Source organism: Geothrix fuzhouensis, from assembly GCF_024609325.1.
GTDB lineage: Bacteria > Acidobacteriota > Holophagae > Holophagales > Holophagaceae > Geothrix > Geothrix fuzhouensis.
This window is the reverse complement of the sequence record NZ_JANHMQ010000001.1, coordinates 235,922-262,251: the sequence shown is the minus strand read 5'-3', so window position 1 is coordinate 262,251 and position 26,330 is coordinate 235,922. Positions and strand designations below refer to the sequence as shown.

The following is a 26,330-nucleotide window of genomic DNA, read 5'->3' as shown; positions in this document are numbered from 1 at the left end:
GGGATTGGATGGCTCAGCCGTTCAACTCCCGATGTCGCACGGTCAAAGCGGCCACATCGTTGCGTATCCGGTGGGCGAGCAGCTCCACCAGGGCCACGGAGCGGTGCTGGCCGCCGGTACAGCCGATGGCGAGGGTGTGGTAGGCCCGGCCTTCCTGGCGGACCAGGGGCAGCGACCAGCGCAGCCAGGATTCCGCCCGCTCCAGGAATTCCCTGAAATCCGGCGACTCCAGCAGGTACTCCTGCACCGCCGAGTCCTGCCCAGTCAGGGGCTTCAGCGCTTCCACATAGTAGGGATTGGGCAGGAACCGCGCGTCGAGCACCACGTCCGCATCCGCAGGCACGCCCCGCTTGAAGCCGAAGCTGAGCAGCCGCACGGCTGTGCTGCGAGTCGGCAACTGGGGTACGAGGGCGGCCACGCGTTGGCGCAGCTCCGCCAGGCTCAGGCCGGTGGTATCGAGGATGGTGGTGGCCAGGGCGCGGATCGGGGCGAGCAGTTCCCGCTCGCGCTGGATACCCTCTCCCGCCGAGCCCAGCAGCGCGAAATGGTGGGGCCGCCGAGTCTCCGAATACCGGCGCAGCAGCGCGCTGTCATCCGCCTCCACGAAGACCACCTGTACCGGCACATTGCCAGTACCGAGGCGCTCCAGCAGAGGGCCGAACTCATGCGCGAAGTCGGCCTGCCGGCTGTCCATGCCCACCACCAGGCGCTCCCGTCCTGGCCGGAGCTTCGATTCCAGCTCGATCAGGGGCTCGAGGAGCCGGGGCGGGACATTGTCCAGGGCTGTGCAGCCGCTGTCCTCCAGCGCGCCCAGCACCGAATGGCGCCCGGCTCCGGAAAGTCCCGTTACGACGATGAGTTCCATATCCAGAAACCGTAGCAGGGCCGGAGGGCCTGCCCAAGAAAATCGCAGGGGGCCGGCTGACCCCCTGCGATTTTCTCAAGTCAAAGAGGTCTGGGAAATCAGTCCTCCAACCCACCCGCGGTGAACCGCAGCACACGCTGGATGCCATCGGGAGGGTTGCCCTGCTCGTCGGGGCCCAGCTCGAACGTGTCCGAAGGACCTCGAAAAAGCTCCTCATCCGGTGTATAGGTCGGCTGAGGCTCCACGCGGTAGAGATAGGACACGATCTCGTCCTCGTAGCCGAAGCGCATCTGCTCGAAGTACTCGTAGCTCTCGCGCTTGTACTCCACGAGGGGATCCTTCTGCCCGTAGCCCCGGAAGCCGATGGCCTCCTTGAGGTGGTCCATGACCAGCAGGTGGCGCTTCCAGGCCGCGTCGATGATCTGGAGGATGGACCAGCGCTCGTAGCTGCGCATGCCCTCGCCTCCCAGCCGCTCGTCCTTGCCCTCGTAGAACCGCTGGACCAGGGCGCCCAGCGCCTCGCTGGCCTGGGCGTACGGCAACTGGCCCACCGCCTCCACTTCTTCGCCCGTCAGGGTGAAGAGCTGCTCGACACGCTCACGGAAGCCCGCCAGATCGCGCTCGCCCTTGTCGGGCAGGAAGTCATGGGCAATGCCCTCGGCGATCTCCCCCGCCACCCGGAGCACGTAATCCTTCGTGTTGCCCCCCAGGATCTCGGTGCGCAGCCCATAGAAGAAGATGCGCTGCTTGTTCATCACATCGTCGTACTCGAGCAGGTGCTTGCGGATCTCGAAGTGGTGGGCTTCCACCCGTTTCTGGCTGCGTTCGATGGCCCGGGTGACCATGCCGGCCTCGATGGGCTCGTCATCGTTCATGCCCATGGCGCCCATGAGGCTCTTGATGCGGTCACCCCCGAAGATCCGCATCAGGTCGTCCTCGAGGGACAGGTAGAAGCGGCTGCTGCCGGGATCGCCCTGGCGGCCGGCGCGGCCGCGGAGCTGGTTGTCGATGCGGCGGCTTTCGTGGCGCTCGGTACCGAGGATGTGCAAGCCACCGAGGCTGACCACCTCCTCGTGCTCGGCCGCGGTCTGTTCCCGCATCTGCTCCACGAGGGTGGAAAATTCCGGCGTTTCCAGACCCTCCTCGTCGTAGAGGGCGATGTCCTTCTTCTTGGCCTCCATCCGGGCCATGCCCTCAGGGTTGCCGCCCAGGATGATGTCAGTGCCGCGACCGGCCATGTTGGTGGCGATGGTGACGGAGCCCTTGCGGCCCGCCTGGGCCACGATCTCGGCTTCCCGCTCGTGGTGCTTGGCGTTCAGCACAACATGGGGGATCCGTGCAGCCTTGAGGGCCTCAGCCAGATCCTCGCTGCTCTCGATGCTAGCGGTGCCCACCAGGACCGGCTGCCCCTTGGTGTGAAGCTCCCGGATCTCCTCGACGATGGCCTTCTTCTTCCCCTTGCGGGTGGCATACACCGTGTCCGCGAAGTCCTTGCGGACCATGGGCATGTTCGTGGGGACGATGATTACGTCCAGCTTGTAGATGGAGTGCAGTTCCGTGGCCTCGGTCTCGGCCGTGCCGGTCATGCCGGCCAGCTTGCCGTACATGCGGAAGAAGTTCTGGAAGGTCACGGTGGCGAGCGTCTGGTTCTCGGCGTTGACCTCCACGCCTTCCTTGGCTTCGATGGCCTGGTGCAGGCCGTTGGACCAGCGGCGACCCGGCATGAGGCGGCCCGTGAACTCGTCCACGATGACCACTTCCATGCCCTTGCCATCTTCCTTGGGGTGAACCATGTAGTCCACGTCCAGGCGATACAGGTTGTGGGCCAGCAAGGCCTGGTTGAGGCCGTGCAGGGTCTCGATGCTGCCCGGATCATAGAGATTCGCCACGCCCAGCAGCTGCTCGGCATGGTGGATGCCCTCGTCAGTGAGCATCACCTGGCGATCCTTCTCGTCCACCTTGTAGTGGACTTCGGCCTTGAGCTTGGGGACGACCGCATCGATGCGGAAGTACTTGGAGGTGTCCTCCTCGCTGCTGCCAGCAATGATGAGCGGTGTGCGCGCTTCGTCGATGAGGATGGAGTCCACCTCGTCCACGATGGCGTAGTGGAAGCCGCGCTGGGTGAAGTCCTCCAGGTCCCACTTCATGTTGTCGCGGAGGTAGTCGAAACCCAGCTCGTTGTTGGTGGCGTAGGTGATGTCGCAACCGTAGGCGTCGCGGCGTTCCTGGTCATCGAGCCCGTGCTGGATGACGCCGATGGTGAGGCCCAGCCAGGAGTAGAGACGACCCATCCACTCTGCGTCACGGCGGGCGAGGTAATCGTTCACGGTGACGAGGTGGGCGCCCTTGCCCGCCAAGGCATTGAGGTACAGGGCGAGCGTGGCGGTGAGGGTCTTGCCCTCGCCCGTCCTCATCTCAGCCACCTTGCCCTCGTGGAGCACCATGCCACCCACGAGCTGCACGTCGAAATGCCGCATCTTGAGGACGCGCTTGCTGGCTTCCCGCGCCACGGCGAAGGCCTCGGGCAGGATATCGTCCAAGGTCGCGCCGTTGGCCAGCTTCTCCTTGAGATAGGGGGTCTTGGCCTTCAGAGCCTCATCGCTCAGGGCGGAAATCTCGGGTTCCAGGGCATTGATGAACTGGACCTTGGCCCACAGCCGCTTCAGCTCCCGGTCGTTCTTGGAACCGATGAGTTTCTTGAGGAGGTTGTCGATCATGAATCCGTCCAGTCGCGTAAACCATTGATTGTAGCCTGACGGATCGCCATTTCCCAGCGTGAGGACCGCCAGCCAAGCATCCTTGGTTGCCGAATTTACCTGGTCTGGGCAGACTGATCGTTTGGATTCTGGAGAAATCATGTCCCTTGAACGCACCTTTGCCATCGTCAAGCCCGACGCCGTCAAGGACGGCCACATGGGCGAGATCCTCACCGCCATCGAGCAGAGCGGCCTGAAAATCGTGGGCCTCAAGCTGACCCGGCTCACCCCTGCGATCTGCCAGGGGTTCTATCACGAACACGTGGGCAAGGGCTTCTACACAGAGTTGGAAGCCTTCATGACGGAAGGCCCGGTGGCCATCATGGTGCTCGAGGGCGAGAACGCCATCCTGCGCTGGCGCGACCTCATGGGCGCCACCAACCCCGCCAACGCCGCCGAGGGCACCCTCCGCAAGCGTTTCGGCGCCAGCATCGGCCGCAACGCCACCCATGGCAGTGACAAACCCGAGAGCGCCAAGTTCGAAGTGAGCTACTTCTTCAACGCCTTCGAACAGTTCTGATCGATGCGGGTCGAAGCCCCTGCGGAAATCGGCGCCGTTCGGCGCCGATTTCCGTTGGTGCAGAGGAGGGTCAGAACCTCACCCTTCCATCACCGCCTGCAAGGCCGCCTGGCAGAGCCTTCGCACACCCGGCAACAGGTCCGCGTTCTGTAGGCCCTTGTCGTTCAACCACTGGCCGCCGGTAGGTGGCGGGGGCAGTAGGTCCTCAGGTGCCTTGGTCCGCAGGAGGTGGCTGAGGTAGAGGCGCTGCTGGCCTTCCAGCCCCTCCAGCCTGAGCAGCCAGGGCGTGGGCAGGCGGCTCGTGCGTTCGTCGAAGACCACTGGGAGGGTTGACTTGTCCACGAAGCGGTAGGGCATGCCCCACCCGGCCTCGATCTGCGCGTTCAGCAACGCGGTGGGCAGGAAACCGGGCGACCAGGGGATCTGAGCGGGCATGAGCAGGCCCCGATGCGGGCTATGGGGCGATGGCACAAGCAGCACGAAGGGCGTCTGCTGGCCGTGGACGAGCACCCCCTCGATGAACGTCGTGAGGTGGACCCGGCCCTCGGCCATTAGCGTCCCCCCGCGGTTTCCAGCTCCTGCATGATGCGGTCGCGGGCGGCGGAAACTTCGGCGACCGCGGCCTCGGGCTTGAGCTTCACGACCTCCTTGGTGCGGCGGTCGCGCAGTTCCACCAGGCCTTCCTTGAGCCCCTTGGCACCCACGATGAGGCGCAGGGGGAAGCCCAGCAGGTCCGCGTCCTTGAACTTGGCGCCAGGGCTCATGCCTTCGCGGTCGTCATGCAGCACCTCGAAACCGGCTTTCTCCAAATCCTGCTCGACCTGGGAGGCGATCCCGGCCACCTCCGCGCTGCCGGGATCCAGGCACACGATGTGCACCTGGTAGGGCGCGATGGGCCAGGGCCAGATGATGCCGTCGGCATCGTAGTTCTGCTCGATGGCGGCGGCCACGGTGCGCGTGATGCCGATGCCGTAGCAGCCCATCACCATGGGGTTCTCCTTGCCCTGCTCGTCGAGGAAGGTGCAGCCCATGCTCTTGGAATACTTCAGGCCCAGCTTGAACACCTGCCCCACTTCGATGCCTCGGAAGGCCTGGTACGTCCCCTTCCCGCAGCGGGTGCAGGTGTCGCCCTCAGAGGCCATCCGCAGGTCCGTGTAAACGCAGCCCGGAAGATCCCGGACCGGATCCAGACCAAAGTGGTGGTAGTCCGTGCGATTCGCCCCGCAGGTCAGGTTCACCGCGCCCTCTAGGCTGCGATCCACGAGGAAGGTCACGTCCTTCAGGCCCACCGGCCCCATGAAGCCGCTCTTTGCACCGGTGAAGGCTTCGGCCTCCTCCAAAGGCATCAGCTCCATCTCCGCTGCACCGATGAAGTTCTTCACCTTTACCGGGTTCACCTCGTGGTCGCCGCGCAGGACGGCGCCCACCAGCTTCGTGCCACCCTCCGCGAACGTGACGCGGTAGAGGAAGAACTTGCTGGTCTGCGTGATGGGCATGCCGTTCGGATGATCGGCGTCGATCATCCCCGCCGCCTGCTCGACCTGGCCCACGACGCCGGGCGTGCGGAAGTGATCCTTCCTCAGGTCGAAGGCCTGACCGTGAGTGCCAACGGGCAACGCCGGAGCCTCTGTCTTCTCGATGTTGGACGTGTAGTCGCACGCGTCGCAGCTGAGGATCGCGTCCTCGCCACTGCCCGCCAGCACGTGGAACTCGTGGGTGAAGCTGCCACCGATGGCGCCGCTGTCGGCCTCCACCGGGCGGAATTTCACGCCCAGACGGCTGAAGATGCGCTTGTAGGCGTTGAACATGGCCCAGTACTCGCGGTCCGCGCAGGCATCATCCACGTGGAAGGAATAGCCGTCCTTCATGGTGAACTCGCGGCCGCGCATGAGGCCGAAGCGGGGGCGGCGCTCGTCGCGGAACTTCGTTTGGATCTGGAAGAGGTTCATGGGCAGCTGCTTGTAGCTGCGCACGTTCTTCCGGACAATGTCGGTGATCACCTCTTCGTGCGTGGGGCCGAGGCAGAAGTTGTAGAACTCGCGCTCATCTGGCTTCTCGCCGCGGGCCCGGCGCTCGGCGACCTCAGCCTTGGCCTTGCGGTCACAGAAACGGAGCAGCTCGTCGCCGTAGAACTTCCAGCGCCCGCTTTCCTGCCACAGCTCAGCTGGCAGCACTGCGGGCATGAGCAATTCCTGGCAGCCGTCCTTGGCCAATTCCTCGCGGACGATCTCCTCGAACTTGCGGATGCTCCGGAAAGCCAGAGGCAGGTAGCTGTAGATGCCAGCGGCCACTTTCTGGATCATGCCGGCCCGCATCATGAGCTGCTGGCTCACGACGTCGGCATCGCGCGGCGTCTCGCGCAGGGTCTGGATCAGGAGTTTCGACTGCTTCATGGGGGCCTCGAAACTTCGAGTTTATCCCAGGAAGGTGGGACCGCCTGCTCGCTTCGCTCGCGAAGTCCCCCCTTCGACCCCCACGCGCTGTCCAGGCGAAGCCTGGCCAGCACGTCCGCAGCTACGCCGCATCACCCCAGCAGACTCTGCACCAGTGTACTGGCGGCCTTCCCGTCGAAGGCGCCGCCATGGGTGGCCTGTAGAGCCTTCATGACCAGGCCCATGTCCTTCTTCGTCGTGGCCCCGGTCTCGGCAATGGCCGCCTTCACGGCTGCCTCCAGGGCCGGACCCTCGATCATGGCCGGCAGGTAGGGCTTCAACAGCTCAATCTCCGCCCGCTCCTGAGCCGCCCGGTCCGCCTGGCCCACCTTCTCGAACTGGGCGATGCTGTCCTCCCGGGACTTCACCAGGCGCTTGAGGACAGCCAGGGCATCCGCCTCAGCCAAGATGCCCTGGGGGCTGAGCCCTTTGGCCACCGCTTCGTTCTTGTAGGCGGCCAGGGCCATGCGGAGCACCTGGGTCCGGGCTGCGTCCCTGGCCAGCATGGCGGTTTTCAGATCGGCCTGCAGACGGGTGAGCATGGGAACCTCCGGGTGAAGCTCCATGGTGACGCAGTTCCCGCATCAAGTACAGAACGGGCGCCAACCGGCGCCCGTTCTTACCTGAAACGGCGGCGCCGTTTCAGCCCTAGGCCTTCTCGAACTTGATGACTTCCACGGGGCAACCAGCCGCGGCGGCCTCGATGCTGGCTTCCAAGTCGGTACCAAAGCTGCCGGAGAGGGGGCTCTGCTCATCCCGGTTCTCGGAATCGACGCCGTCCTCGCGCACGGAGCCATTGATGTTGCAGCTGGTGTCGGTGACGTGGAACACGTCGGGGCACTCGGCCTCGCAGGCATTGCACACGATGCAGCCTTCGTCGATCCAGACTTTGGTGATGGCCATGGTCGTCTCCTCGAAATTCAATTGGGGCCCTGGCGATGGGCGAACTCAATCAAGCTAGCATCGCCACGGCCTCGAACCAAGCTTCGCCTCGCCTTTAGGGGCGTGGGAGACTGGACTTGTGACGGAGGTCCACCCATGAGCCTGCAGGAGACGGGAATTCTTGCCCGGATCCGGGATCTGCTCCCCGGCGGCAGCAGCCTGACCGACGACTGCGGCGCCCTGCCCATGGCGCCGGCTGGACAGACCCTACTGGTGACCACGGACCTCATGGAATCCGGTCAGCACTTCCAGCTCGACTGGCACCCACCGGACCTCCTCGCCCGCAAGCTGCTGATGATCAATCTGTCGGATCTGGACGCCTCCGGAGCCCGGCCCTTCGGCTACACCCTCACGCTGGCTTTAGGGCCGCACATCGATGGCCTCTGGCTGGACAGCTTCCTGGAGGGCCTGGCCGCGGTATCCCGCGAAACCGAGGTCCAAGTGCTGGGCGGGGACACTGTAGGACGGCCCACGGGCCTGGGCCTGGGTCTCACCGCCTTCGGCTTCGCCTCCCGTTGGCTGCGGCGGGACGGCCTACGGTCCGGCGACCGGCTCTTCGTGGACCAGCGCCCCGGCGCCAGTCTGCGGGGCTTGCGAAAGCTCCAGGCAGGCCAGCGCTGGAACCCCTCGCAGCCCGACGCGGATCTGGAGGCCCATCTTTCCCCCCGACCAAGACTGGGCCTGGGCCCGCGGCTGGCGGAGATGCCTGAGGTCCACGCTTGCCTGGACCTTTCCGACGGTCTCAGCCGAGATCTGCGCAATCTGGCGGAAGCCTCCGGCCTCAGCATCACCGTGGCTCCAGACCTGGACGAGGACATGCTGCGCGGCGGCGAGGACTACGCCCGCTGTTTCGGCAGTTCCCTGCCCCAGGCGGAACTCGAGACCCGCCTCGGCCTGCCCCTCATCCCTGTGGGTGTCGCCCTGCCGCGCGGGGAATCACCACTGCTGGCCTATGATGGAGGTTTGCTCCGGCCCCTCCCCGACCTCAGCTTCGACCACTTCGGACCTTCATGAAGCATCACGACAAGACGCACATCTGGGCTCGTACCAAGCGGTTCCTGGCTGATCCGGACCTGGAACCCCACCACTTGGCCTGGAGTTTCGCCATGGGGTTCGCCATCGCATGGAATCCTCTCCTGGGAACCCATACCGGCCTGGTGGTCATGATCTGCGCACTGGCGAAGAAGCTGCATCGGCCGCTCGCTTTCCTGGGTGCCTTCACCAACAACCCTTGGACCATGGTGCCCATGGCCACTGGCTCCGCCCTGTTCGGCAACATCCTGCTGGGCCGGGGCTTGCACCTCGACCTGAGCGGCGTGGTCTGGAAGAGCATCGGCTGGCAGAGCGTCAGCACCCGCGAAGGCTTCGAGGCCGCCGCCGCCATGCTCAAGCCGATCCTCGCGCCCTATTTGCTGGGCGGTTTCGTGATGAGTGCCCTGGCCCTTCCTGTGGGATATTTTCTGATGTTGCGGCTGGCGCACCGGATGCGCAGCCCGAAGATTCAACCCCCTTCCGGAGACTGACATGGACATGCGCTTCCTCATGAAACAGGCCCAGCAGATGCAGGCGAAGCTGGCGGAAACACAGGCCAACCTGCGGGTCGAAGGCACCGCCGGCGGCGAGCTTGTGAAGGTCACCCTCAACGGTTCCAAAGAACTGATGGCCATCTCCATCGGCAAGGACGCCATGGACCCCGAGGATCCCTCCATGCTCGAAGATCTGCTGATGGCAGCCTTCCGCGATGCCACCACCAAGGTCGACGAGACCATGAAGAAGCAGATGGGCGGCATGGGCGCCGGCCTCAACCTGCCTGGCCTCGGGTTGTAGATGACAGCCAGGTGTCAGCTGTCGGCGATCGGCCGTAACGCTGGAGCTGGAGGCCTGCCGTGAGGCTGCCCGCGCCCCTCGAAGCCGTCGTGGAAAGCCTCCAGAAGCTGCCTGGTGTGGGCGCCAAGTCCGCCCAGCGCATGGCTCTGCATCTGCTCAAGGAAGGCCCGGAAGCCATGGCCCACTTGGCCCACCAGCTCCAGCAGGCCGCCGAGAAGGTGGGCTTCTGCCAGGTCTGCGGGGCCTTCACAGACCAGCCGACCTGCCCCATCTGCCTGGATCCGCGGCGCGACCCCGCCAGCCTCGTCATCGTGGCGGAGGCTTCCAACGTGCTCAGCTTCGAGCGCAGCGGCCACTTCCGGGGCCGTTACCACGTGCTGGGCGGCCTTATTTCGCCCCTGCGCGGCGTGGGACCTGACCAGCTACGCATCCGCGAATTGCTGAAACGCCTGGAGGACGGCGCCATCCAGGAGGTCATCCTGGCCACCAATCCCACGGTCGACGGCGAAGCCACCGCCAGCTGGCTGGCCCGCATCCTCGAACCCATCGGCGTCCGCACCACCCGGATCGGCCTGGGCCTGCCGATCGGCAGCGACCTCGAATATGCTGACGAACTCACCCTGGATCGGGCCATGGAGGGACGCCGGCCCGTCGCCTAGCCCGAGGCTAGTACGTCACGCTCACATCGCCCTTCGCCCAAGCCTGGCAGGCCAGACGCTGGTCGGGTTTGGCCTTGAGTACATCCAATACCCGGGTCTCAGTGATGCCTTTCTCACTCAGATGCTCGGCACCTTCCACCACGGTGACGAGGCAGGTGCCGCAGCGCGCGTGACCGCCACAGCGGTGGGGCAGCGGAACGCCTGCGCGGGTGCTGGCCGCGAGCAGCGCCGTCTCCTGCTCGCAGTCCGCGGTGCCAGCTTTCTTGCCGTCGAATCGGATGGTGTGCATGCAATACCCATAAGTCAATAAAGCAGAAGGGATAGCGGCGAACCGCTTCCTCCACTCTATCAGGGCGCCTCCGCCTTAGGGCTTTTGGCAGGCCGTGGCAGCCGTGGTCCTACTTACAAATAGCAGGGCGTCGTAGTAGTCCGTGATGGGCTCCTTCTGGAGGAAGCGATCGGCAAAAGCTGGGCTGAACCCATCCCCGACGTCCCAAGTGCCTTGGGGTGACTCGAACCAGGTCCGGACCGGCCCCTGTTCCGGCAACCGTCTCAAGTCCAACGCCAGGATGGGGAGATTCGTGGCGCCCAGCGCCGCGTCCAGTGTGCCCTTGGCCTGTGGCGTCACGGTGAAGGTCATCCCCCCATTCCGTTCTGGCCCCAGATCCCATGCCCGAAAGGCGCCATCCCGGAAGGCGAAGCCGAAGTTCCGGTAGGCCTGTCCCATGAAGCGCCGCAGGTACCAGCCCATGGAATCGGCCCCATACTTCGCCCCTGAACGATAGGCGATGTGACCGTTGTGTGCCCACAGGACCATCTTCGCGTCGGGATCTTGGGACAGCCTCCAGGCCACATTCGTCGCCATGAACTGATCCCGGAGGCCTCGATTGGCATCTCCCCTGAATGCAGCGAACTGTGCCAGCAGGCGGAGGTTCTGGATCTGGCGTTTGTCCATCTCGACAGGAACTACGGGACTCGAGGCTGCCATCCGCTTCTCCAGGCGCAGTGCGATGGCTTCGACTTCATGGGCCACCCCTTGCCACGCCTTGAGGCTCTCGGGCCCGGAGCTGCCCTGCGGCGCTCCAAGGAGTGCGCTCATCCGGTCATTCAGGCTCGCCAGATGGGCGGCCTCGCCAGGATCCTCCTGGTCCAGCCACGACTTGACGCGGGCGTAGGTTTGTTTCCGTTCCTGCATGTCGAAACCGTAGAACCGCAGCTTCCTCGAATGGGACGGGTTCGCGTTGTAGGTCCGCATCCACCGGATCAGGGCAAGCATTTCTTCGACGTTCCACACCGGATGGGTCATCGCGAGCGCCTCGGCAGGGTCGCCCTTCCCGGTAAGAACGTAGTTATCCAGAAGCGATGTTTCTGGCATGGCGGCTTCCATGGCGAAGATGGTGAATCCCTTCTTTTCCACCAGGAACTCCAGCATCCGGTGCTTGAGTTGGAAGAACTCCTTCGTTCCGTGCGTGGCTTCCCCCAATCCCAGCACCCGCGCATCACCCACGATGGCCTCCAGCGGTTGCAGATCCTGGAAACCTTGCCCTGCCAAGACGGTACGAAGAGGAATGGCGTTCCCCTTGATCCACGCCAGGACCTCAGCCCCAGCCGGGATGGGTTCGGCTTTCAATGTGATCCCGACATCCGTCTTCTCACCCTTCAGCTCGAAACGGCCACCGATGAAGGATTGATCCTTGGTGGCGGCATCAATGGTGTAAGACCCGGGGGCCAGGGTCAGATCGAAGCGTTGATGCTTCACCTCCGCAAAGAAGAGGTCGCCTTCCTCTTGGCTCCATCGAGAGAAAGCGAGACGTAACCCTTCTAAGGTGTGGCCTCTTGCTGGAGTGACGGTACCTGAAACCCGGTAGCCCCCAGGCGCCATCCTCACCTCCAGGGGCGGGATGATCTTCGCTTCGTCTAGATCCAGATTGCTGAAATGAGGAAGGAAGCCCGCGGCCGTGACCGTCAGCCCCCATTTCTTCCCGGGCGCGCCGTCCAGCGAGAAGTGGCCAGCGGCATCCACGCCACTGATCCTGGCATCGGCTGGATTGGCGGGGACCAGGGCCACCACGGCGGCGGGCACCGGATCGCCCTTCAAATCCAGAACGCGCCCTTCGACTCGGATCGAAGATGGAATCTGGGTGATCTGAGCCGGTGGTGCCTGGGCCATCAGTGACGAACCGAATATCAGGAAACACACACCGCCCAGGGTTTTGAGATGGAAATGCTTGCGCATGCTGTCTCCGGGCTGATCAGCCCATCTTCGCATGACCCAGATGTGCTTTCGCCACCGCCAAAAAGCGCTCCCGTGCGAAGGCGTGGTCCACGATGGGCTCGGGGTAGTCGAGGCGTGTGCGAACTGCCTGCGGCGCCTTCCAGGGCTCGTGGATGAAGGCGGTCGGGCAGTCGGCCAGCTCGGACACCCAGCGCCGCACGTAGTCGCCTCTCGGATCGAACTTCCGGCCCTGGGTCACAGGGTTGAAGATGCGGAACCAGGGCTGGGCGTCGCAGCCGCAGCCGGCGCACCACTGCCAGCCGGCGTTGTTCGCGGCCCAATCGCCGTCCGTGAGCCAACGCAGAAAGTGGGCCTCGCCGCGCCGGTAATCGATGAGCAGGTGCTTCGCGAGGAAGCTCGCGGCCACCATGCGGGCCCGGTTGTGGACGAAGCCTTCGGCCCACAGCTGCCGGGCGGCGGCATCCACCACGGGGTAGCCCGTGCGGCCTTCCGTCCAGGCTTCCCAGGCGGCTTCGTCGTCGCGCCAGGGGAAGCCCTCGAACGCGGGCCGGAAGGGCCGCTCCAGCAGCTCGGGCCACTCCCACAGCAGGTGGTGGCTGAACTCGCGCCACAGCAGCTCGTTGAGGTAGCGGTGCCCGGAGTCGCTTGCTCCGGCTGCCGCCACGGCCTGCCACAGGGCCCGCACGGACAGCGTGCCGAACTTCAGGTCTGCGCTGAGGCGCGACGTGCCGGGCAGATCCATGCGGTCCCGGTCCACTCCGTAGTCCGTCAGGGGACCTTCCAGGAAGGCCTTCAGGCGCTGGCGGGCCGCTCGCTCTCCGCCGGCCTGGAGGCGAGAATTGGGCGTGAGCCCCAGGGCCTCCAGCGAAGGGATTGGTACCGTTTCGGCCCAGACGTCTCCCGGAACTGGCGGGAGCGACCGCGGGGCGGCCAGCGCCGGTTCCAGATCCAGCTTCACCCCGCAGGCCCGGGCGAAGGGCGTGAACACCCGGAACATGTCGCCCTGCCCGTTCCGCACCGAGCCGGGCGGCAGCAGGGTCTCGCCCTCGAACAGGCGGAACGCGACGCCCACACGGGCCAGCCCCTCGTCCACCCGGCGGTCACGCTCCCGCGCGAAGGGCTCCACCCAGCGGTGGGCCAGCACCTGGTCGGCCTTCCATTGGGCTGCCAGGCGGGGCACCACGTCCACGCTGCGCCCCGGCACCACCAGCAGGCGCGACCCCAGGTGGGCGAGGTTGGCTTCCAGGGCGCTCAGCGATTCCAGCAGGAACTGCAGGCGATGGGGCAGGTTCCGGGCCCGTTCCGGTGCGAAGAAGAAGGGATCCAGCACGAAGAGTGGGATCACGTCGCCCGTGGCGGCGCCCTCCGCCAGGGGCCGGTGGTCCGCCACACGGAGATCCTTGCCCCGGAACCAGACGATGCTTCGCATGCAGAAAGCCTAGCCCGGAACGCGAAATTCAGATGGCCTGGCCGCCCCGCTCGCCGGTGCGGATGCGGATGCACTCCTTCAGATCCTGGACGAAGATCTTCCCATCGCCCACCTCGCCCGCGCCGTGCCGCGCCGTGCGGATGATGGTGTCCACGGTGATGTCCTCGAACTGGTCATTGCAGGCGATGGTGATCTGGACCTTGGGAATCAGGTTGGGCACGATCTTCTTGCCACGCTGGACCATGATCTCCTGCTGGCGACCGTGGCCGCTGACCCGAGTGACAGTGATTCGCTCGATCTCCGCTTCGATCAGCGCTTCGCGGACTTCGTCGAGCTTCTCTTCAGGGATGATGGCGGTGATGAGCTTCATCTGAGCCTCCTGGTTCAGCCTAGTTGAGGTTGTTCAGGCCGTAGGCGCGTTCCCCGTGCAGGTCGTGGTCGAGGCCGGTCTTCTCCACCGCCTCGGTCACGCGGAAACCGACGACCTTCTCCACCAGGAAGGCGATGAGCAGGGTCATGACCACGGAAAAGGCGATGGTGGTCCCCACCGCAAAGGCCTGGATCTTCAGCTGGGCGAGCAGGCCCCAGCCGGGAACCTTGGTCGCGGCTTCGGCCCACCAGGAATCGCGGATGAAGAAGGTGAGGCCGAGGGCCCCGACGATGCCTCCGGTGCCGTGGATCCCGAAGGCATCCAGGGAGTCGTCATACCCCAGGCGGTTCTTCAGCATGATCATGCTGTAGCAAACGCAGGAGGCGATGGCTCCGAGCACGAGGGCCCCACCCACCCGGACCACTCCGGCAGCCGGCGTGATCACCACCAGGCCCGCCAGAATGCCCGAAGCCATGCCCAGACTGGTGGGCTTGTCCTCGCGGATGATCTCGATGAGCACCCAGGTCAGGGCACCGGAGGCCGCGGCGACTTGGGTGACGGTGAGAGCCCGGGCCGTTTCCAGGTTCGAGGCGATGGAAGAACCCGCGTTGAAGCCGAACCAGCCCACCCACAACAGGCCCGCGCCGATAAGCGTGAAGGTCAGGTTGTTCGGGGCCATGGCGGTCTTCGGGTAGCCGTGGCGCGCCCCCAGGAACAGAGCGAGGGCCAGCCCGGCCACACCCGAGGAAATGTGTACCACCGTGCCGCCGGCAAAGTCGATGGCCCCCTTGGCCCCGAGGTTGAAGAAGTAGCCGTCGGACGCCCACACCCAGTGGCAGAGCGGGCAATAGACGAAGATCACCCAGAGCGTGATGAAGGCCACCCAGCCCCGGAAGGTGATCCGCTCCGCCACCGCCCCCGCGATCAGGGCGGGCGTGATGATGGCGAACTTGCCCTGGAACATGGCGAAGGCGTATTCGGGCACGCCGGCCGGCAGGATCGTGTGATCGATGCTGCGCAGTAGCACGAGCCCGCGGCTCCAGCCGATGAGGCCGCCCATGGCGTTGGGGCCGAAGCTCAGCGCGTAGCCCACCACCGTCCAGAGCACGCCCACCACGGCCATGGCCGAGAACGAATGCATCATCGTGCCCAGCACGTTCTTGGTGCGGACCAGGCCGCCATAGAACATGGCCAGCCCAGGCACCATCAGCAGCACGAGGGTGGTGGAGGTCAGCATCCACGCCGTGGTTCCCGTATCGTTCACCGGAGCACCGCTCCCGGCAACCAGGGGAAGTCCCGCACCGAGGATGGCAACGAGGCGAAGGGATCGCTTCCAGGTCATCGGTTCCTCCGAGAGCGGCGTGGTTCCAGGCTACCCGGCAGACAATCCGTTTAATGGATCATCCCATTTATATAAGAATTTTTGATGCAGGTATAACGCGCCCTTCGCGCAGAGCCGAGGTTCAACTCACCCACTGGTTTCGCTGCCCAGGGCCAACTGCCAAAGACCCATGGGATCGGGGTGCATCAACCATTCGGAGACCACGGGGCGCCGTGTCCAGGCGCCCATCTCCAGTTCCTGATCCAATTGGCCCGGGCTCCAACCCGCGTAGCCGAGGAAGAGCCGGTAGCGGGCCGTCGGATCACCCAGCAGAGCCTCCAGAAGGTCCTTGCGGTGGCTCACGAAATGGCTGAGGTCCACCACCGTGTCTTCCTCCGCCGGCAGGCCGCCCTGCACCAGGAGGATGCCCCGCTGGGGGTCCACAGGACCACCTCGCCAGGCTGTGGCTTCCTCGGAGCCCTGATACGTCAGACCGCCCTCCTCGCTGACCTGGGCCAACGCGAGCGGCAGGGGCCGGTTGAGGATCAATCCCAGGGCCCCCTCCTCGTCGTGCTCAACGATCAGCACCACCGCGTGGAGGAAGTTGGGGTCCAGGAGGGAGGGGCTGGCCACCAGGAGGCAGGGAGCTTCGGGCGTCATGATGCCGATGATGATAGCCCCGGATAGCCTGGAGGGATGCGCACGCCTCCGCCGTCCCACCTTCGCGCCCTCCGTGAAGGGCTCACCCTGGTTCGCCTGCATCCCCTGCTCGCCAGCGGGCTGGTCCTGTTGGCCATGGTGCTCACCCAGTTGGGACCCGCCCTGGAATTGGCAGCGGGGGCGGGACCCAGCCTGCTGGTCCAGCCCATCTTCGCCTTCGCGGGGCTGCTGCCGCTTGAGATGTACTTCATCCCCAGGTTGCAGGCCCAGCTGGACGCGGAGCTCCGAGACACTCCGGTCAACCCCACGGGAACCTGGCATGCCGTCTTCGAGGCTCGCTGGCTGAAGGCCTTTCTCCTGCGCCTGGGCCTCAGCATGGCCATCGGGCTGGGCCTGCTCTGCTTCCTGATCCCTGGCATTCTGGTCCTCACCCTGTTTGGCTGGGCGCCCATGCGGATGCTGCTCCGAGGGGACTCCGCGATGGCCTCTCTGCGCTGGAGCCAGGCTGCCATGGCCCGTCATTGGCCCCGGATCGTCCAGGCGGTACTGGCCATGCTGCTGGTGGCCCTGGTCTACCAGATCGCCGTGGGATGGGCCCTGGACCGCTTACTGCCCACGGCGAATCCCGACCTTGGACCTGGCGCCCTGCTCCGTCTGAAACATCCGGCCTTCTGGATCTTCAATCTCCTGGGCGGCGCCATGAACCTGTGGCTCAGCTGTTCCCTGCTGGCGCTGTACCACCGGCTGGAGGCGCTGGTGGCCGAACCCGTCGCAAGATGAGGATCCACCACCGAGACGCGGGGCCATCCGTGATGAATCGCGATCTTTGACCTCACGCCTCATCGGCGAAGAAGCCCGGATCCTCGATCTCGACCAACTCACCGGCTGCCAGGGCCCGTCGCTGCTCGGCCGTGATGACCACCTCCACCCAGCGGGGATCCGTCCGGCCGTTGAGGAAGTGGGCCGAAGGCTCCGCGGCCTCGAAGTCTTCACGGTGGCGCCAGAGGTGCACCCAGCCCACGTGGTTGATGCGCGCCCAGACCTTCATGTGCAAGGGCCCCCCGCCGCGCCTTCTTTCCGCAGCACGGACACGGCATGGACGAGCAGCGGCCAGGCCAGCTGGATCTGCTCCAGGGCCGCGGCGGGCCGTCCCGAGAGGTTCAGGATCACCGTCCGTCCGGCAATGCCGCAGACCGCGCGGCTGGCGAAGGCCAGGGGATGGCCGCCCTTGGCGCGGATCAGTTCACAGATCCCCGGCGCCTCCCGCTCCATGACGCGCCGCGTGGCCTCGGGCGTGGTATCCCGGGGCCCGAAGCCCGTGCCGCCGCAGGTGAGCACCATGGGCGCCTCCGAGGCCACGGCGGCTCGCAGGTCCGCCTCCAGAGCCTCTGGATCATCCGGCATCAGCGAGGAAGTCACCGTCTTCACCCCCTGCCCCTTGAGCCACGATGTCAGCAGCGGCGTGGACTGGTCCTGGTACTCGCCCCGGGAGGCGCGGTCGGACAGGGTGATGAGGTGGACGCGGTCCATGTCAGGGCATCACGAGATCGTCATCCGCCAGGGCCTTCTCGGTCTGCGAGTGCCGGTAGGCCAGGTAGCGGTCGCGGATGCCGGCATCCGTGAGCGAGAGGATCGACGTGGCCAACAGTGCCGCGTTGATCGCACCGGCCTTGCCGATGGCGAGGGTGCCCACGGGAATGCCCGAGGGCATCTGCACCGTGGAGAGCAGCGCGTCCATACCCTCCGTGGCCCAGCCCTTCATGGGCACCCCCAGCACCGGCAGTTGGGTCTTGCTCGCGCATACGCCCGCGAGATGGGCCGCCCCACCCGCCGCGGCGATGATCACCTTCAGGCCCCGACCCTCAGCCTCCTTGCAGAACGCCACCACCTTCTCCGGCGTCCGGTGCGCACTGGCCACATGGGCCTCGAAGGGAACCCCCAGCGCCTTCAGGGTCAGCGCTGTGTGCTGCATGGTCTCCCAGTCGTTCTTGGAGCCCATCAGGATGCCCACCAAAGGAGTCGTTGTCATGGATGCCTCTCAATCGCCGGGGGCCAGGGGGGCCGCCTCGGGAAGGGCCATTCTAGCGGAGAGCGATTCTCGCGACAGGGGTCTCCTACCACCGCGTCCACCCCAGCACCCACAGGACGCCCAGGACGGCCAGGGCATCGCGGTCGTCGGGATCCATGCGCTGGTTGCGCTCTCGGAGTTCCTCGGGGCCGGGGCCACGCATGACGACGCGGTGGGTGTCTTGGGCAGGATCCTCCAGCAGCACCCAGTCGGGAGCCGTTCGACCCACCACGGCGGCGCCGATCCTGGGCGCGCCGACCTTCCAGCGGACTTCCAGGGGCTCCCACTGCCCGGCGTTCATCACCCGCCAGGGGCCCTCGGAGGGCACGTCTCGCAAGTCCAGCACCGCGTCCCGGTCCAGATAGCGCACGATGAGCCGCGCCTGGGGCGGCGCGGTGGCTTCGGGCTTCCGGCAGCCGAAGCCCATGAGCAGGACCAGTGCCACCAGCAGCAGTCGCATCCGCCCCTCCATCCCCATTCTGATGCTTTTCCCGCCTGCGCCAAGGGCACCTTGGGGCAGTGGCCGGGCGGCTATTTCCGGTAGTACGCCCGGATCGCATTCACCACTGCGGCCGCGTAGCGCTCGCGGAAATCGGGGTCGCGCAGGTTGGCGGCGTCATCTTCGTTGGTCAGGTTGGCCACTTCGATCAGGGCCTTGGTGGCGCCGGTGCTGTAGCGGATGACGGCAGGAACCCATTTTCCGTGGCCGCGGTAGATGACGTTGCGAATAGGCCGGTTGGCGTGGATGGGGATGCTGTCTTTCCGAAGGGCCTTCAGCAGAGCCTCGGAGAATTGGCGGCTGCGGGCCTCGCCTTGCAGCTTCTCTCTGCCAGTGAAAGTCACCCGGCCGGAGCGTCTCACCTCGGCCACAAGACCAGTCCTGGCACCACCCAGCGCGAAGGTGGAGGGCACCAGGGCCGCTCCCGGTACGTAGATCATCGAGCCTCGCGCCGAGGGATGCAGGCTGTCGGCATGGAAGCTGAGGAAGAGGGTCTTCTGGGCATCGCCCTGGGTCTTCCGAAAGGCCGCGAAGAGATCATTGGCCAGGACCCAGCGCAGGTGGACACTCACCGCCGAAGGGCTTTCACCGTCCACCGCGAAGGGCGGATTGGTGAGGATCTCGGCGGCATGGCTGGGCGTCCGGATCGCTTCACGGCTCTTGAAACCCAGACCGGGATAGCGGATGGTGCTGCTCACCTGGGCCTCCGTCTCCTGCTCGAGGAGGCGACGTACCCGCATGGTGATGTCGTAGACGAAATCGGCTTCCCAGAGGCCGTTGGCCCGGGCGCCAGGGTCCACTCCGCCGTGGCCGGCGTCCAGGATGATCCGCACACCCTTGAGCATCGGGCCCGCTTCCACGCGCACTGTCCGACGCACCTCGGCGCGGACCTCACGCTCCTCAGCCAGTCCCGAGCTGCCCTCGGACTGGAAGGGATCCGCCAGAAAGTTGACGGGGATCTTGACGACCTGGCCCGGCTGGATGCCCCGCACATCAGTGATGCCGCTGCGTTTGGCGATCAGGTCCGCCAGTTCGTTCACGCCTTTGGGATCCACCCGGTCCGTGTAGCGGATGACCACGCTCGAATACAGCGCCTCGCCTTTGCGCAGGCGATAGGCGGCGTACTTGCCCTGGCCATCCTCACCGAAGGAGAGCATGCCGCGATAGGCCGCCACGCGGGCCTCGTCGTCGAGTTCGTCCTCAGGCTGGGAGCGGTCGGGCCGCTTGCCCGTCCCGCCGAGGTCCGCCGAGAGCAAGCTGCGGGGAATGCGCCAGACATCCCCCTCTCGCAGCTTCTCCGGGAGGTCGGGGTTCTCGACCATGAGCCGGTCGTAGTTCTGGCCATGGCCGGTGAAGAGCGCGGCCATGGTCCATACGGATTCCACGTCGGGATGGCCGACCCGATGGCGCACCTCCTCCTGGCGCCACTGGTCCTCGGGGAACAGCGCCGCCAGCGCCCAGCGCTTGCCCTGGGGGCTGAGGTTCTCAAACGACACCCAGCCGCTTACATCCGCTGCCTTGGTCAGAAAAGCCCTCGGCAGCGCCTTGCCTTCGACGCTGAGGCCTTTCCTGAACTGGAGCCTGAGGAGAATGGCCTTGCCTTCGGGCGTGCGGGTCTGCGCCAGCACGGGTGCGGGCTCCTGCGCCGCCGCGACGATCACCGCGGGCAGAAGCAGGACCGCAGCGTGGTTCATGCCTCCCACGGGGCCTCGCCCGTGGGCAGCGCTTCGCCCGTGCGCCCGGCCCTCACCCACGCGCGCATGGATTCCTCCAGGCGGCCTGGATCATCTGAGCGGGCCTGAAGGAAGATCTTCAGGCGGCGTTCCAGATGAGCCGCGCCCTCCTCCAGCAGGAAGAGTCGGTCGTGGAGCCGCTCGTGGGGCGCCTTGCCGGTGCTAGGCGGCAGCTTGAGCGTGCCCATGTCGAGGGTGGCGGCATTGAGGGTGAACACCCATTCCAGGTCGCCGGAAAGGATCCGCAGCTTCATCTTCGCTGGGCGCATGCCGCGGCTGAGCGACTCGAAAGCTTCGCGACTCTCCGCGGGATTGCCCTTGCGGAGACTGATTTCCTTCACCTCGCCGCGCTCAGAGGCCAGCTGGATGGCGTCGTCCACGAAGCAGCCGGAGCCATCACCATCCTCGCCGCTGGCGCCACCTTCGGTCATGCTGCGCATCCAGAGCCAGAGAAGGAACTCCTCGCCGAGGAAACGCCCCTGTTCCATAAGTTCAAGCGGCTTCAACTCAGGCCTCCTCGAGTTCGAGATCCAGCGGATCCAGGGCCATCAGGCCCTCCACGGACAATCCGGGACTGAGCCGCCCCGCCAGCACCAGAGGCGCCAGGGGGTGGATCTCGCAGCCGAAGGACTTGATGAACAGAGTCGAGAGGGCGCCCTGGGCCTTGCTGGAGGAGGCCGTGGTCCAGAGGATGCCGCCCTTGAGATCCCAGGCCACCTCCACCACTCGCGGTGTCGGCAGCACTTTGCGCAACAGTTCCAGCTTTACTTCGTCCTGGAGGGAGATGCGGGCCTCTTTGCCGATGAAGGCCAGGTCCTTCTCCTTCTGCAGGCTCTGCAGCCGCAGGTCCATATGGGCCCTGAGCAGGGTCGGTGGCACGCGGCGCGTGTCGATACGAAGACCGAAGACGGCAAAGCGCTCCTGCCCGACCCAGTCCTCATCCGGCGGCGTGATGAGCGGGTTGCGCCAGTCGCACCAACCCATGCGCTCTTCCTCCACCCCGTCCTGGAAGGGGCGGAACTGGTCCTGCTCCAGACCGGCTTGGAGATCCTTGGGGTCCGGCACTGGGCCCAGCACCAGGAAACGTTTGAGGGACACGGTCCCCTGAAGGATGCTCATGAGGTGGCGCCTCCGAAAAGCCCACGCAGACGGCCCCAGAAACCGTGTCGACGGTCCCTGGAATCGGGGTGAAGCAGGTCGATTGGTTCGCCCGGCGTGGGCAGAGGAAGCGAGGGATCATTGAGAACCAGGACCACCCCGGTGACATTGTCCCGGGCGCCCCGGGTGATGGCCTCGTCCAACAGCAGCTCCAGGCTGCGTCGGGGACTGAGGTTCTGGCTCAGAACCTCGCGGATGTGGCCGTCACCCACTTCACCGTGGAGTCCATCAGAACAGCAGAGGAGGCGATCCCCACGTCGCAGTGCGAGGCGGGAGACCGCCACCTTCAGCGGCTGCGGCGAACCCAGGGCCTGGGTGATCATGTTGCGCTGGGGATGGGTGCGCGCCTGCTCGCGGGTAAGCGAGCCCTGGGCCACCAGATCGTTCACGAGGGTCTGATCCTCGGTGAGCTGGTGCAGATCACCCTGGCGCAGCAGGTAGGCCCGGGAGTCGCCAATCTGGGCCACATAGGCGCAGCCACTCCAGATGACCGCGGCCGTCAGCGTGGAGCCCATGCCCCGGGCGGTGCGGTCGTCATCGGAATAGCGCAGAACTGCGTCGCTGGCCTCCCTCACGGCCGCTTCCAGCGCCTTGACCAGGTCCGCTTCGCGGCCCTTGCCTGGCGCGAGACGCCCCCAGTGGCCGAAAAGATAGAGGGCCACCGCCGCCAACCCTTCCCGGCTGGCCACTTCTCCCGCGGCGGCCCCGCCCATGCCATCGGCCACAGCCACGAGCAGGCCCGGCTCGCTCACCTTCAACGGCGTGGCCGGGGCATTGATGATGGGCTCTTCGCCATCCAGCGCGCTCAGCAGGTAAGCATCTTCATTGTTCCTCCGGACTTTGCCCGGATGGGTGATCGCGGCGAAATCGATGAGCATGAGGAATGAAGACCCTGGCGAGCTGCGGGTTCGGGAAGGTGCGGATGGCCCTTTCCGTTCATCATAGCGGGTAGGGAGGCGAATCAATGGCTGAAGGACCCGCGGACAAGGATCTTCTGGACCTGCTGATGGCCGGGGCCTGGCAGGCGGGGATCACCCCAGCCAATCGGGAGCAATCATGACCGGTATCTTCGCCATCCTCGGGCCGGGGGCACTCGGCCTCTCCACAGCCCAGTGGGCAGCGGAATGCGGGCTGCAGGTGCGGCTGCTCGGCCGCGACCTGGACCACGCCCGACAAGGACTCCAGGAAGTCGAGCAGCGGTGGGGAGTGGCCATGCAGAAGGGCGCTTTGTCGCCCCAGGCGCACGAAAAGGCCCGCAGCCGCCTCCAGGCAGCTCCCTTCAGCTTGGAAGCGATGGAGAGCGTATCCACTCTGCTGGAGGCCCTGCCGGAAGATCCGGGTCAGAAAACCCTAGCTCTGGCCATGGCCGCAGGCTGGGGCGGAACGGACCTGCTGCTGCTATCCGGGACCTCCGCCCTGCCCATCTCCGACCTGGCGGAGGCCGCCGGAATTCAAAAGCGCCTTCTGGGCTTTCATCTCTTCGTACCGGTGCCTCGGATGGCCGTGGTGGAAGTCGCCGTACCGTCTGGGACACCTCCGTCCTTGGTGGACCAGGGACGCGCCCTCGGCTTGGCCCTGCGGAAGCGCGTGGTCGTCGTGCAGGATCAGCCGGGTTTCGCCGCGGCCCGGATGGCCCTGGTCCAGGGCCTGGAAGCCATGCGGTTGCTGGAGGCGGGCGCCGCCACAACCGAGGACCTGGACGCCCTCATGACCCTGGGTTATGGCCACCCAGTGGGGCCGCTCGAACTCTCCGACCGCATCGGCCTGGACCTGCGTCTAAGCATTGCCGAAGGCCTCTTCCGGGCCTCCAGAAATCCTCGCTTCGAGCCACCCACCCTGCTCCGGGAGAAGGTCGCCCAGGGTGAAACGGGCCGGAAGGCTGGAAGGGGATTTTATACTTGGGATCCAGATGGGAGGCGCCTATGAGCAACACCATGCTTGTCGTCGGCGCCCTCGCCCTCCTGTTCGTGATCTACGTCGCATATCGGATCGGCAAGGCACTGCTGCGGGTCTTGGTGGGCCTCACCGTGCTGGCTCTGGTAAGCTGGGGGCTCTGGAAACTGTTCCATTCCTGACTCTCCAGCCTCCCGAGGAGCAAGCATGGCCGCCATCTCATGCACCCACTGCGGCGCCGATCTGACCGCCCCCCAAAGCGTGCGCATCGCCGAATATCACTTTGGCCGCCTAGAAAAGGTCTCCGAAGACCCTGGATTCAAATACCACTTCGAGCAGGCGGACAACTTCACCATCCTCTGCAACAGCTGCAAGCGCCTCGTCCGCACCCTCCCCATCGTCAAGTAGCTTTTGCTTTCTTCAATAAAGGAACGGCCCCGTTCGGGGCCGTTCCTTTGTGAACGGGGTAGGCCTATTGTCGCAATACCCGAGGCGTGATGAAGATCAGCAGTTCGCTGTTCGACTCGGACTTGGTATCCCTGCGGAACAGAAAGCCCAGAAGGGGGATCTTGGACAAGAAGGGGACACCGGCCCGGCCCTTGGTATGGTTGGTCACATACACACCACCCAACACCGCAGTGCCGCCATCCCGCACCAGCATTTGGGTTTCCAGCATCTTGCGGAGAATGGTCGGTGTGCCATTCACTGTGCGGCTGAAGTCGGCCTCGGCCTTCTCCAGCTTGATATCCATAATGATGGTGCCTTCGTTGGTGATTTGGGGCGTGACATCGAGTTGCAAGTTCGCGTCCACGAAGGCGACGGTGATCGCACCACCCTGGGCTCCACCCTGCTGCGTGGGATAGGGGATCTTCTCGCCGCTGAGGATGGTGGCCTTCTTGTTGTTCTGGGTCACCACCTTCGGGGAGGACACGATCTTCACGGTTCCCTCGGACTCCATGGCCTGAAGGACCGCATTGATGCTGAACCGGTTGCTCAGGAAGGAGAGCCAGACTTCACCCGCGGGAGCCGCGATGGAGGTCACACCAGGCATGCCGGGAGACCAGGCCACCGAGCTGTGCTGGCCTGAAGCAGTCCGGTTGAAGCCCTGGATGCCGTTCCAGAAAGGTGCCTGGGTGCCCACCCACGGGCCGCCGAGAGTTGCAGCACCGCCGTCGGCCTGGGGCCACTTGACGCCAAACTGACGCTGCCAGTCCTTGTTGGCCTCGACCACGCGGGCTTCGATCTGGACCTGTTGAATCTGGACATCCAGGGTGTCCAGCAGCTCCGAGATGACGGGAATGCGAGAAGGGAGATCCGTAATGATGAGGGTGTTGGTACGGTCATCCAGGATGGCTGAACCGCGCTTGGTCATCATCTCCTTGAGGATCCTCTGGACATCGCTGACCTTCGCATAGGAGAGGGGGCGGGTGATGGTCTGGAGTTCCCCAGACAGGGCCTTGGTCTCCTCCAGCTTCTTGCGTTCCTCTTCTTCCTTCTGGAGCTTCTCGACCTTGGCGACGCGCAGGACGCCGTTCTGGATTTCCTTGCCCAGGCTTGCGTTCTTCAGCACGACATCAAGGACCTGGTCCCAGGGGGTCTCGTTGAACTTGAACCCGTAATTGCCCTGTACATCGGGATCCATCACAAGGTTCAGCTTCCCGGTATCCGCAAGGATGCGCAGGAAGTCGCGGATATCCGTGTTCTGGAGGTCGATGGTGATCTTGGCACCAGTGTACTTGGTGGAAGTCTCGCCAAGGGTTCGCCCTGCGTATCGGTTGTGGGTGGGAGCCTGGGCCTTCTCGGCCTCGGGCAACTGCACCGCTTCAGGCGTGGCCACAGGCAGGGAGGTGGAAGTGGCCAATTGAGGCAGAAGCTGGAAGGAACTACCCAGAGCGGGCAGGCTGGCCAGCGGCTTTGCCGATGTTTGGACCGTCGCGGGGTTGTTGGGAGCAGGTGCAAGGACCGGCGTATGCGCGACCGTCATGGGGTCAGTGGTCTGGATGCCAGGAAGAGGCAAGGCCTCCGGGTGATAGATACCCTCAATCCGAGCCTGGACGCGCCCCTCGCCGGGGCTCAGCATCAGCTGGACGCCATCAGGGCCAGTACCCACGACCACTTGGGTCCCGGGGGCCACCTCGAGCACCAGCCGGGTCACCGGCTTGGGTGCCATTGAGAACTGGCCCAGGCGGGCCTTCTGGACCAGGGGATGTGTCAGCTGGGCCAAATCTTTTTTGGTGACGGCGGTGCCGCGTTCGACCCCGGGCAGATCCAGCACGACACGAAGGGGGCTGGAAAGGACCTGGATGGCAGGCTGTCCCGTCATACCCGGGATCCGGAGCGATACCTTGGCACCCGCGCCAGCGGGCTCCAAGGTCGCGGCGGCCAGCGTGGCCTTCGCGACGGCGGATTCTGTGGCCGGCGAGGCAAGGAGGGACCCCGTGTGGATCCCCGCCAGGACCACGCCCCCTGCGACCAGCAAGGAACTCAGGCGAGCATTCATCGTTTACCCTCCTCACGCTTGAACGTCTTCGTGATGGTGCGGAATACAGAGCGGTTTGTGGTGTTCACATCCCATTGATGGAACGTGACAGCCTTGTCAGTGATGCTGGTGATTTCCCCATCCTTGAACCGGTGTCCGGCGGGGAGCCAACGGACATTCCCGCGGCTATCGGAGACGATGGCAAAATTCTTGCCGTCTTTCCGGATCATCCCCTTGACGGAGATGTCATCGATGCGGTCGAGAGCATCGGTGGGACGGTCATCCCGGGGGGTCGCGAAAGGATCCCGCTGGATGGTGGGTTGGTAGGGCGTGATCTTGATGATGGCCACGTCCTGGGCAGGTGCTTCAGGCCCCGATGCGGCGACGACGGGCGATTCAGCGGGCTTGGCCGTCTGGCCAGTCTGGCCAGCCAGGGCGATTCCGGCGAATAGAGGAAGATACAGGAGTCGATGGATCATGGCG

General features: G+C 65.3%; 31 protein-coding genes. 9 read left to right on the top strand and 22 right to left on the bottom strand.

The window, feature by feature from the left end; all coding sequences use genetic code 11:
* Positions 1-13 precede the first annotated feature (13 nt).
* Together rapZ and secA are read right to left on the bottom strand one after the other, a co-directional pair.
* Positions 14-865 carry an RNase adapter RapZ gene (gene rapZ, locus NOV74_RS01225; protein ID WP_257308579.1) on the bottom strand — a complete coding sequence of 284 codons (852 nt, stop codon included), beginning with the start codon at positions 863-865 and terminating at the stop codon, positions 14-16.
* A gap of 98 nt (positions 866-963) precedes the next feature.
* Positions 964-3,582 carry a preprotein translocase subunit SecA gene (gene secA / locus NOV74_RS01220; protein WP_257308577.1) on the bottom strand — a complete coding sequence of 873 codons (2,619 nt, stop codon included), beginning with the start codon at positions 3,580-3,582 and terminating at the stop codon, positions 964-966.
* A gap of 139 nt (positions 3,583-3,721) precedes the next feature.
* On the opposite strand from secA, the gene ndk reads away from it, so the two are divergent.
* Positions 3,722-4,141, top strand: a complete 420-nt coding sequence (gene ndk, locus NOV74_RS01215) for a nucleoside-diphosphate kinase (RefSeq protein WP_257308575.1) — start codon at positions 3,722-3,724, stop codon at positions 4,139-4,141.
* Between the two features lie 78 nt (positions 4,142-4,219).
* On the opposite strand, the gene NOV74_RS01210 is transcribed toward ndk, so the two are convergent.
* From NOV74_RS01210 to NOV74_RS01195, 4 genes are all read right to left on the bottom strand, one after another.
* A complete protein-coding gene (locus tag NOV74_RS01210; RefSeq protein ID WP_257308573.1) occupies positions 4,220-4,693 on the bottom strand; it encodes a hypothetical protein in 474 nt (157 codons plus the stop codon).
* A complete protein-coding gene (gene proS / locus NOV74_RS01205; protein ID WP_257308571.1) occupies positions 4,693-6,534 on the bottom strand; it encodes a proline--tRNA ligase in 1,842 nt (613 codons plus the stop codon). Before proS ends, NOV74_RS01210 begins: the two co-directional genes overlap by 1 nt.
* A 131-nt stretch (positions 6,535-6,665) precedes the next feature.
* Positions 6,666-7,115 carry a GatB/YqeY domain-containing protein gene (locus NOV74_RS01200; protein WP_257308569.1) on the bottom strand — a complete coding sequence of 150 codons (450 nt, stop codon included), beginning with the start codon at positions 7,113-7,115 and terminating at the stop codon, positions 6,666-6,668.
* A 106-nt stretch (positions 7,116-7,221) separates the two neighbouring features.
* Positions 7,222-7,476, bottom strand: a complete 255-nt coding sequence (locus tag NOV74_RS01195; protein WP_243314980.1) for a ferredoxin — start codon at positions 7,474-7,476, stop codon at positions 7,222-7,224.
* A gap of 135 nt (positions 7,477-7,611) precedes the next feature.
* On the opposite strand from NOV74_RS01195, the gene NOV74_RS01190 reads away from it, so the two are divergent.
* From NOV74_RS01190 to recR, 4 genes are read left to right on the top strand one after another with little or no spacing between them, the layout of a single operon-like run.
* Positions 7,612-8,529, top strand: coding sequence for a thiamine-phosphate kinase (locus NOV74_RS01190; protein ID WP_257308565.1), 918 nt, complete (start codon positions 7,612-7,614; stop codon positions 8,527-8,529).
* Positions 8,526-9,038, top strand: coding sequence for a DUF2062 domain-containing protein (locus tag NOV74_RS01185; protein WP_257308563.1), 513 nt, complete (start codon positions 8,526-8,528; stop codon positions 9,036-9,038). The genes NOV74_RS01190 and NOV74_RS01185 overlap by 4 nt, the downstream gene beginning before the upstream one ends.
* Before the next feature lies 1 nt (position 9,039).
* Complete coding sequence (locus NOV74_RS01180; protein WP_257308561.1) at positions 9,040-9,342, top strand: YbaB/EbfC family nucleoid-associated protein; 303 nt, start codon at positions 9,040-9,042, stop codon at positions 9,340-9,342.
* 59 nt (positions 9,343-9,401) lie between these two features.
* On the top strand, positions 9,402-10,001 hold the full coding sequence (gene recR / locus NOV74_RS01175; RefSeq protein ID WP_257308560.1) for a recombination mediator RecR: 600 nt from the start codon (positions 9,402-9,404) through the stop codon (positions 9,999-10,001).
* 7 nt (positions 10,002-10,008) lie between these two features.
* Here the strand turns inward: recR and NOV74_RS01170 are convergent, their stop codons facing one another.
* The 6 genes from NOV74_RS01170 to NOV74_RS01145 all read right to left on the bottom strand — a co-directional run bounded on the left by NOV74_RS01170 (position 10,009) and on the right by NOV74_RS01145 (position 16,017).
* Complete coding sequence (locus tag NOV74_RS01170; RefSeq protein ID WP_257308559.1) at positions 10,009-10,290, bottom strand: 2Fe-2S iron-sulfur cluster-binding protein; 282 nt, start codon at positions 10,288-10,290, stop codon at positions 10,009-10,011.
* Between the two features lie 75 nt (positions 10,291-10,365).
* Complete coding sequence (locus NOV74_RS15410; RefSeq protein WP_371748412.1) at positions 10,366-11,433, bottom strand: erythromycin esterase family protein; 1,068 nt, start codon at positions 11,431-11,433, stop codon at positions 10,366-10,368.
* Between the two features lie 820 nt (positions 11,434-12,253).
* Entirely contained in the window at positions 12,254-13,666 is a 1,413-nt protein-coding gene (locus NOV74_RS01160; protein ID WP_257308556.1) for a cryptochrome/photolyase family protein, read from the bottom strand.
* 28 nt (positions 13,667-13,694) lie between these two features.
* The gene (locus NOV74_RS01155; RefSeq protein ID WP_257308555.1) at positions 13,695-14,036 is read right to left on the bottom strand and encodes a P-II family nitrogen regulator; all 342 of its coding nucleotides are present in this window, start codon (positions 14,034-14,036) and stop codon (positions 13,695-13,697) included.
* Positions 14,037-14,055: 19 nt separating this feature from the next.
* A complete protein-coding gene (locus NOV74_RS01150; protein ID WP_257308554.1) occupies positions 14,056-15,378 on the bottom strand; it encodes an ammonium transporter in 1,323 nt (440 codons plus the stop codon).
* 126 nt (positions 15,379-15,504) lie between these two features.
* Positions 15,505-16,017, bottom strand: coding sequence for a YqgE/AlgH family protein (locus NOV74_RS01145; RefSeq protein WP_257308553.1), 513 nt, complete (start codon positions 16,015-16,017; stop codon positions 15,505-15,507).
* A 36-nt stretch (positions 16,018-16,053) separates the two neighbouring features.
* Here NOV74_RS01145 and NOV74_RS01140 point away from each other — a divergent pair, with 36 nt between their 5' ends.
* Positions 16,054-16,797: a hypothetical protein gene (locus tag NOV74_RS01140; RefSeq protein ID WP_257308551.1), complete on the top strand. Its 744-nt coding sequence runs from the start codon at positions 16,054-16,056 to the stop codon at positions 16,795-16,797.
* Between the two features lie 52 nt (positions 16,798-16,849).
* Here NOV74_RS01140 and NOV74_RS01135 read toward each other — a convergent pair whose 3' ends face one another.
* From NOV74_RS01135 to NOV74_RS01100, 8 genes are all read right to left on the bottom strand, one after another.
* Complete coding sequence (locus NOV74_RS01135) at positions 16,850-17,065, bottom strand: hypothetical protein (protein WP_257308550.1); 216 nt, start codon at positions 17,063-17,065, stop codon at positions 16,850-16,852.
* Positions 17,062-17,547 carry a MogA/MoaB family molybdenum cofactor biosynthesis protein gene (locus NOV74_RS01130; protein WP_257308549.1) on the bottom strand — a complete coding sequence of 162 codons (486 nt, stop codon included), beginning with the start codon at positions 17,545-17,547 and terminating at the stop codon, positions 17,062-17,064. Before NOV74_RS01130 ends, NOV74_RS01135 begins: the two co-directional genes overlap by 4 nt.
* Before the next feature lies 1 nt (position 17,548).
* Entirely contained in the window at positions 17,549-18,046 is a 498-nt protein-coding gene (gene purE / locus NOV74_RS01125; protein WP_257308548.1) for a 5-(carboxyamino)imidazole ribonucleotide mutase, read from the bottom strand.
* Between the two features lie 85 nt (positions 18,047-18,131).
* A complete protein-coding gene (locus NOV74_RS01120; protein WP_257308547.1) occupies positions 18,132-18,545 on the bottom strand; it encodes a hypothetical protein in 414 nt (137 codons plus the stop codon).
* A gap of 71 nt (positions 18,546-18,616) precedes the next feature.
* On the bottom strand, positions 18,617-20,278 hold the full coding sequence (locus NOV74_RS01115) for an N-acetylmuramoyl-L-alanine amidase family protein (protein WP_257308546.1): 1,662 nt from the start codon (positions 20,276-20,278) through the stop codon (positions 18,617-18,619).
* Positions 20,275-20,823 (bottom strand): hypothetical protein, encoded by a 549-nt coding sequence (locus tag NOV74_RS01110; protein WP_257308545.1) that lies wholly within the window; start codon positions 20,821-20,823, stop codon positions 20,275-20,277. The genes NOV74_RS01115 and NOV74_RS01110 overlap by 4 nt, the downstream gene beginning before the upstream one ends.
* A gap of 1 nt (position 20,824) precedes the next feature.
* Positions 20,825-21,436, bottom strand: a complete 612-nt coding sequence (rdgC, locus tag NOV74_RS01105) for a recombination-associated protein RdgC (protein WP_257308544.1) — start codon at positions 21,434-21,436, stop codon at positions 20,825-20,827.
* Positions 21,433-22,353, bottom strand: a complete 921-nt coding sequence (locus NOV74_RS01100) for a PP2C family protein-serine/threonine phosphatase (protein ID WP_257308543.1) — start codon at positions 22,351-22,353, stop codon at positions 21,433-21,435. Before NOV74_RS01100 ends, rdgC begins: the two co-directional genes overlap by 4 nt.
* Positions 22,354-22,531: 178 nt before the next feature.
* Between NOV74_RS01100 and NOV74_RS01095 the strand changes: the two genes are divergently transcribed.
* Genes NOV74_RS01095 through NOV74_RS01085 form a run of 3 tightly spaced genes read left to right on the top strand, consistent with a single transcriptional unit; the run spans position 22,532 to position 23,776 of the window.
* Positions 22,532-23,401, top strand: coding sequence for a 3-hydroxyacyl-CoA dehydrogenase family protein (locus tag NOV74_RS01095; protein ID WP_257308542.1), 870 nt, complete (start codon positions 22,532-22,534; stop codon positions 23,399-23,401).
* Positions 23,398-23,550: a hypothetical protein gene (locus tag NOV74_RS01090; protein ID WP_257308541.1), complete on the top strand. Its 153-nt coding sequence runs from the start codon at positions 23,398-23,400 to the stop codon at positions 23,548-23,550. The genes NOV74_RS01095 and NOV74_RS01090 overlap by 4 nt, the downstream gene beginning before the upstream one ends.
* 25 nt (positions 23,551-23,575) lie before the next feature.
* Positions 23,576-23,776, top strand: a complete 201-nt coding sequence (locus NOV74_RS01085) for a hypothetical protein (RefSeq protein WP_257308540.1) — start codon at positions 23,576-23,578, stop codon at positions 23,774-23,776.
* Between the two features lie 64 nt (positions 23,777-23,840).
* Here the strand turns inward: NOV74_RS01085 and NOV74_RS01080 are convergent, their stop codons facing one another.
* Entirely contained in the window at positions 23,841-25,868 is a 2,028-nt protein-coding gene (locus tag NOV74_RS01080; protein ID WP_257308539.1) for a type IV pilus secretin family protein, read from the bottom strand.
* Positions 25,865-26,326: a pilus assembly protein PilP gene (locus NOV74_RS01075; protein WP_257308538.1), complete on the bottom strand. Its 462-nt coding sequence runs from the start codon at positions 26,324-26,326 to the stop codon at positions 25,865-25,867. The genes NOV74_RS01080 and NOV74_RS01075 overlap by 4 nt, the downstream gene beginning before the upstream one ends.
* Positions 26,327-26,330: the final 4 nt, after the last annotated feature.

Excerpts from the sequence above, each read along its gene's own strand:
- rapZ (WP_257308579.1), bottom strand. The coding sequence starts at position 865 with ATGGAACTCATCGTCGTAACGGGACTTTCCGGAGCCGGGCGCCATTCG.
- secA (WP_257308577.1), bottom strand. The coding sequence starts at position 3,582 with ATGATCGACAACCTCCTCAAGAAACTCATCGGTTCCAAGAACGACCGG.
- ndk (WP_257308575.1), top strand. The coding sequence starts at position 3,722 with ATGTCCCTTGAACGCACCTTTGCCATCGTCAAGCCCGACGCCGTCAAG.
- NOV74_RS01210 (WP_257308573.1), bottom strand. The coding sequence starts at position 4,693 with ATGGCCGAGGGCCGGGTCCACCTCACGACGTTCATCGAGGGGGTGCTC.
- proS (WP_257308571.1), bottom strand. The coding sequence starts at position 6,534 with ATGAAGCAGTCGAAACTCCTGATCCAGACCCTGCGCGAGACGCCGCGC.
- NOV74_RS01200 (WP_257308569.1), bottom strand. The coding sequence starts at position 7,115 with ATGCTCACCCGTCTGCAGGCCGATCTGAAAACCGCCATGCTGGCCAGG.
- NOV74_RS01195 (WP_243314980.1), bottom strand. The coding sequence starts at position 7,476 with ATGGCCATCACCAAAGTCTGGATCGACGAAGGCTGCATCGTGTGCAAT.
- NOV74_RS01190 (WP_257308565.1), top strand. The coding sequence starts at position 7,612 with ATGAGCCTGCAGGAGACGGGAATTCTTGCCCGGATCCGGGATCTGCTC.
- NOV74_RS01185 (WP_257308563.1), top strand. The coding sequence starts at position 8,526 with ATGAAGCATCACGACAAGACGCACATCTGGGCTCGTACCAAGCGGTTC.
- NOV74_RS01180 (WP_257308561.1), top strand. The coding sequence starts at position 9,040 with ATGGACATGCGCTTCCTCATGAAACAGGCCCAGCAGATGCAGGCGAAG.
- NOV74_RS01170 (WP_257308559.1), bottom strand. The coding sequence starts at position 10,290 with ATGCACACCATCCGATTCGACGGCAAGAAAGCTGGCACCGCGGACTGC.
- NOV74_RS15410 (WP_371748412.1), bottom strand. The coding sequence starts at position 11,433 with ATGCTGGAGTTCCTGGTGGAAAAGAAGGGATTCACCATCTTCGCCATG.
- NOV74_RS01160 (WP_257308556.1), bottom strand. The coding sequence starts at position 13,666 with ATGCGAAGCATCGTCTGGTTCCGGGGCAAGGATCTCCGTGTGGCGGAC.
- NOV74_RS01155 (WP_257308555.1), bottom strand. The coding sequence starts at position 14,036 with ATGAAGCTCATCACCGCCATCATCCCTGAAGAGAAGCTCGACGAAGTC.
- NOV74_RS01150 (WP_257308554.1), bottom strand. The coding sequence starts at position 15,378 with ATGACCTGGAAGCGATCCCTTCGCCTCGTTGCCATCCTCGGTGCGGGA.
- NOV74_RS01145 (WP_257308553.1), bottom strand. The coding sequence starts at position 16,017 with ATGACGCCCGAAGCTCCCTGCCTCCTGGTGGCCAGCCCCTCCCTCCTG.
- NOV74_RS01140 (WP_257308551.1), top strand. The coding sequence starts at position 16,054 with ATGCGCACGCCTCCGCCGTCCCACCTTCGCGCCCTCCGTGAAGGGCTC.
- NOV74_RS01135 (WP_257308550.1), bottom strand. The coding sequence starts at position 17,065 with ATGAAGGTCTGGGCGCGCATCAACCACGTGGGCTGGGTGCACCTCTGG.
- NOV74_RS01130 (WP_257308549.1), bottom strand. The coding sequence starts at position 17,547 with ATGGACCGCGTCCACCTCATCACCCTGTCCGACCGCGCCTCCCGGGGC.
- purE (WP_257308548.1), bottom strand. The coding sequence starts at position 18,046 with ATGACAACGACTCCTTTGGTGGGCATCCTGATGGGCTCCAAGAACGAC.
- NOV74_RS01120 (WP_257308547.1), bottom strand. The coding sequence starts at position 18,545 with ATGCGACTGCTGCTGGTGGCACTGGTCCTGCTCATGGGCTTCGGCTGC.
- NOV74_RS01115 (WP_257308546.1), bottom strand. The coding sequence starts at position 20,278 with ATGAACCACGCTGCGGTCCTGCTTCTGCCCGCGGTGATCGTCGCGGCG.
- rdgC (WP_257308544.1), bottom strand. The coding sequence starts at position 21,436 with ATGAGCATCCTTCAGGGGACCGTGTCCCTCAAACGTTTCCTGGTGCTG.
- NOV74_RS01100 (WP_257308543.1), bottom strand. The coding sequence starts at position 22,353 with ATGCTCATCGATTTCGCCGCGATCACCCATCCGGGCAAAGTCCGGAGG.
- NOV74_RS01095 (WP_257308542.1), top strand. The coding sequence starts at position 22,532 with ATGACCGGTATCTTCGCCATCCTCGGGCCGGGGGCACTCGGCCTCTCC.
- NOV74_RS01090 (WP_257308541.1), top strand. The coding sequence starts at position 23,398 with ATGAGCAACACCATGCTTGTCGTCGGCGCCCTCGCCCTCCTGTTCGTG.
- NOV74_RS01085 (WP_257308540.1), top strand. The coding sequence starts at position 23,576 with ATGGCCGCCATCTCATGCACCCACTGCGGCGCCGATCTGACCGCCCCC.
- NOV74_RS01080 (WP_257308539.1), bottom strand. The coding sequence starts at position 25,868 with ATGAATGCTCGCCTGAGTTCCTTGCTGGTCGCAGGGGGCGTGGTCCTG.
- NOV74_RS01075 (WP_257308538.1), bottom strand. The coding sequence starts at position 26,326 with ATGATCCATCGACTCCTGTATCTTCCTCTATTCGCCGGAATCGCCCTG.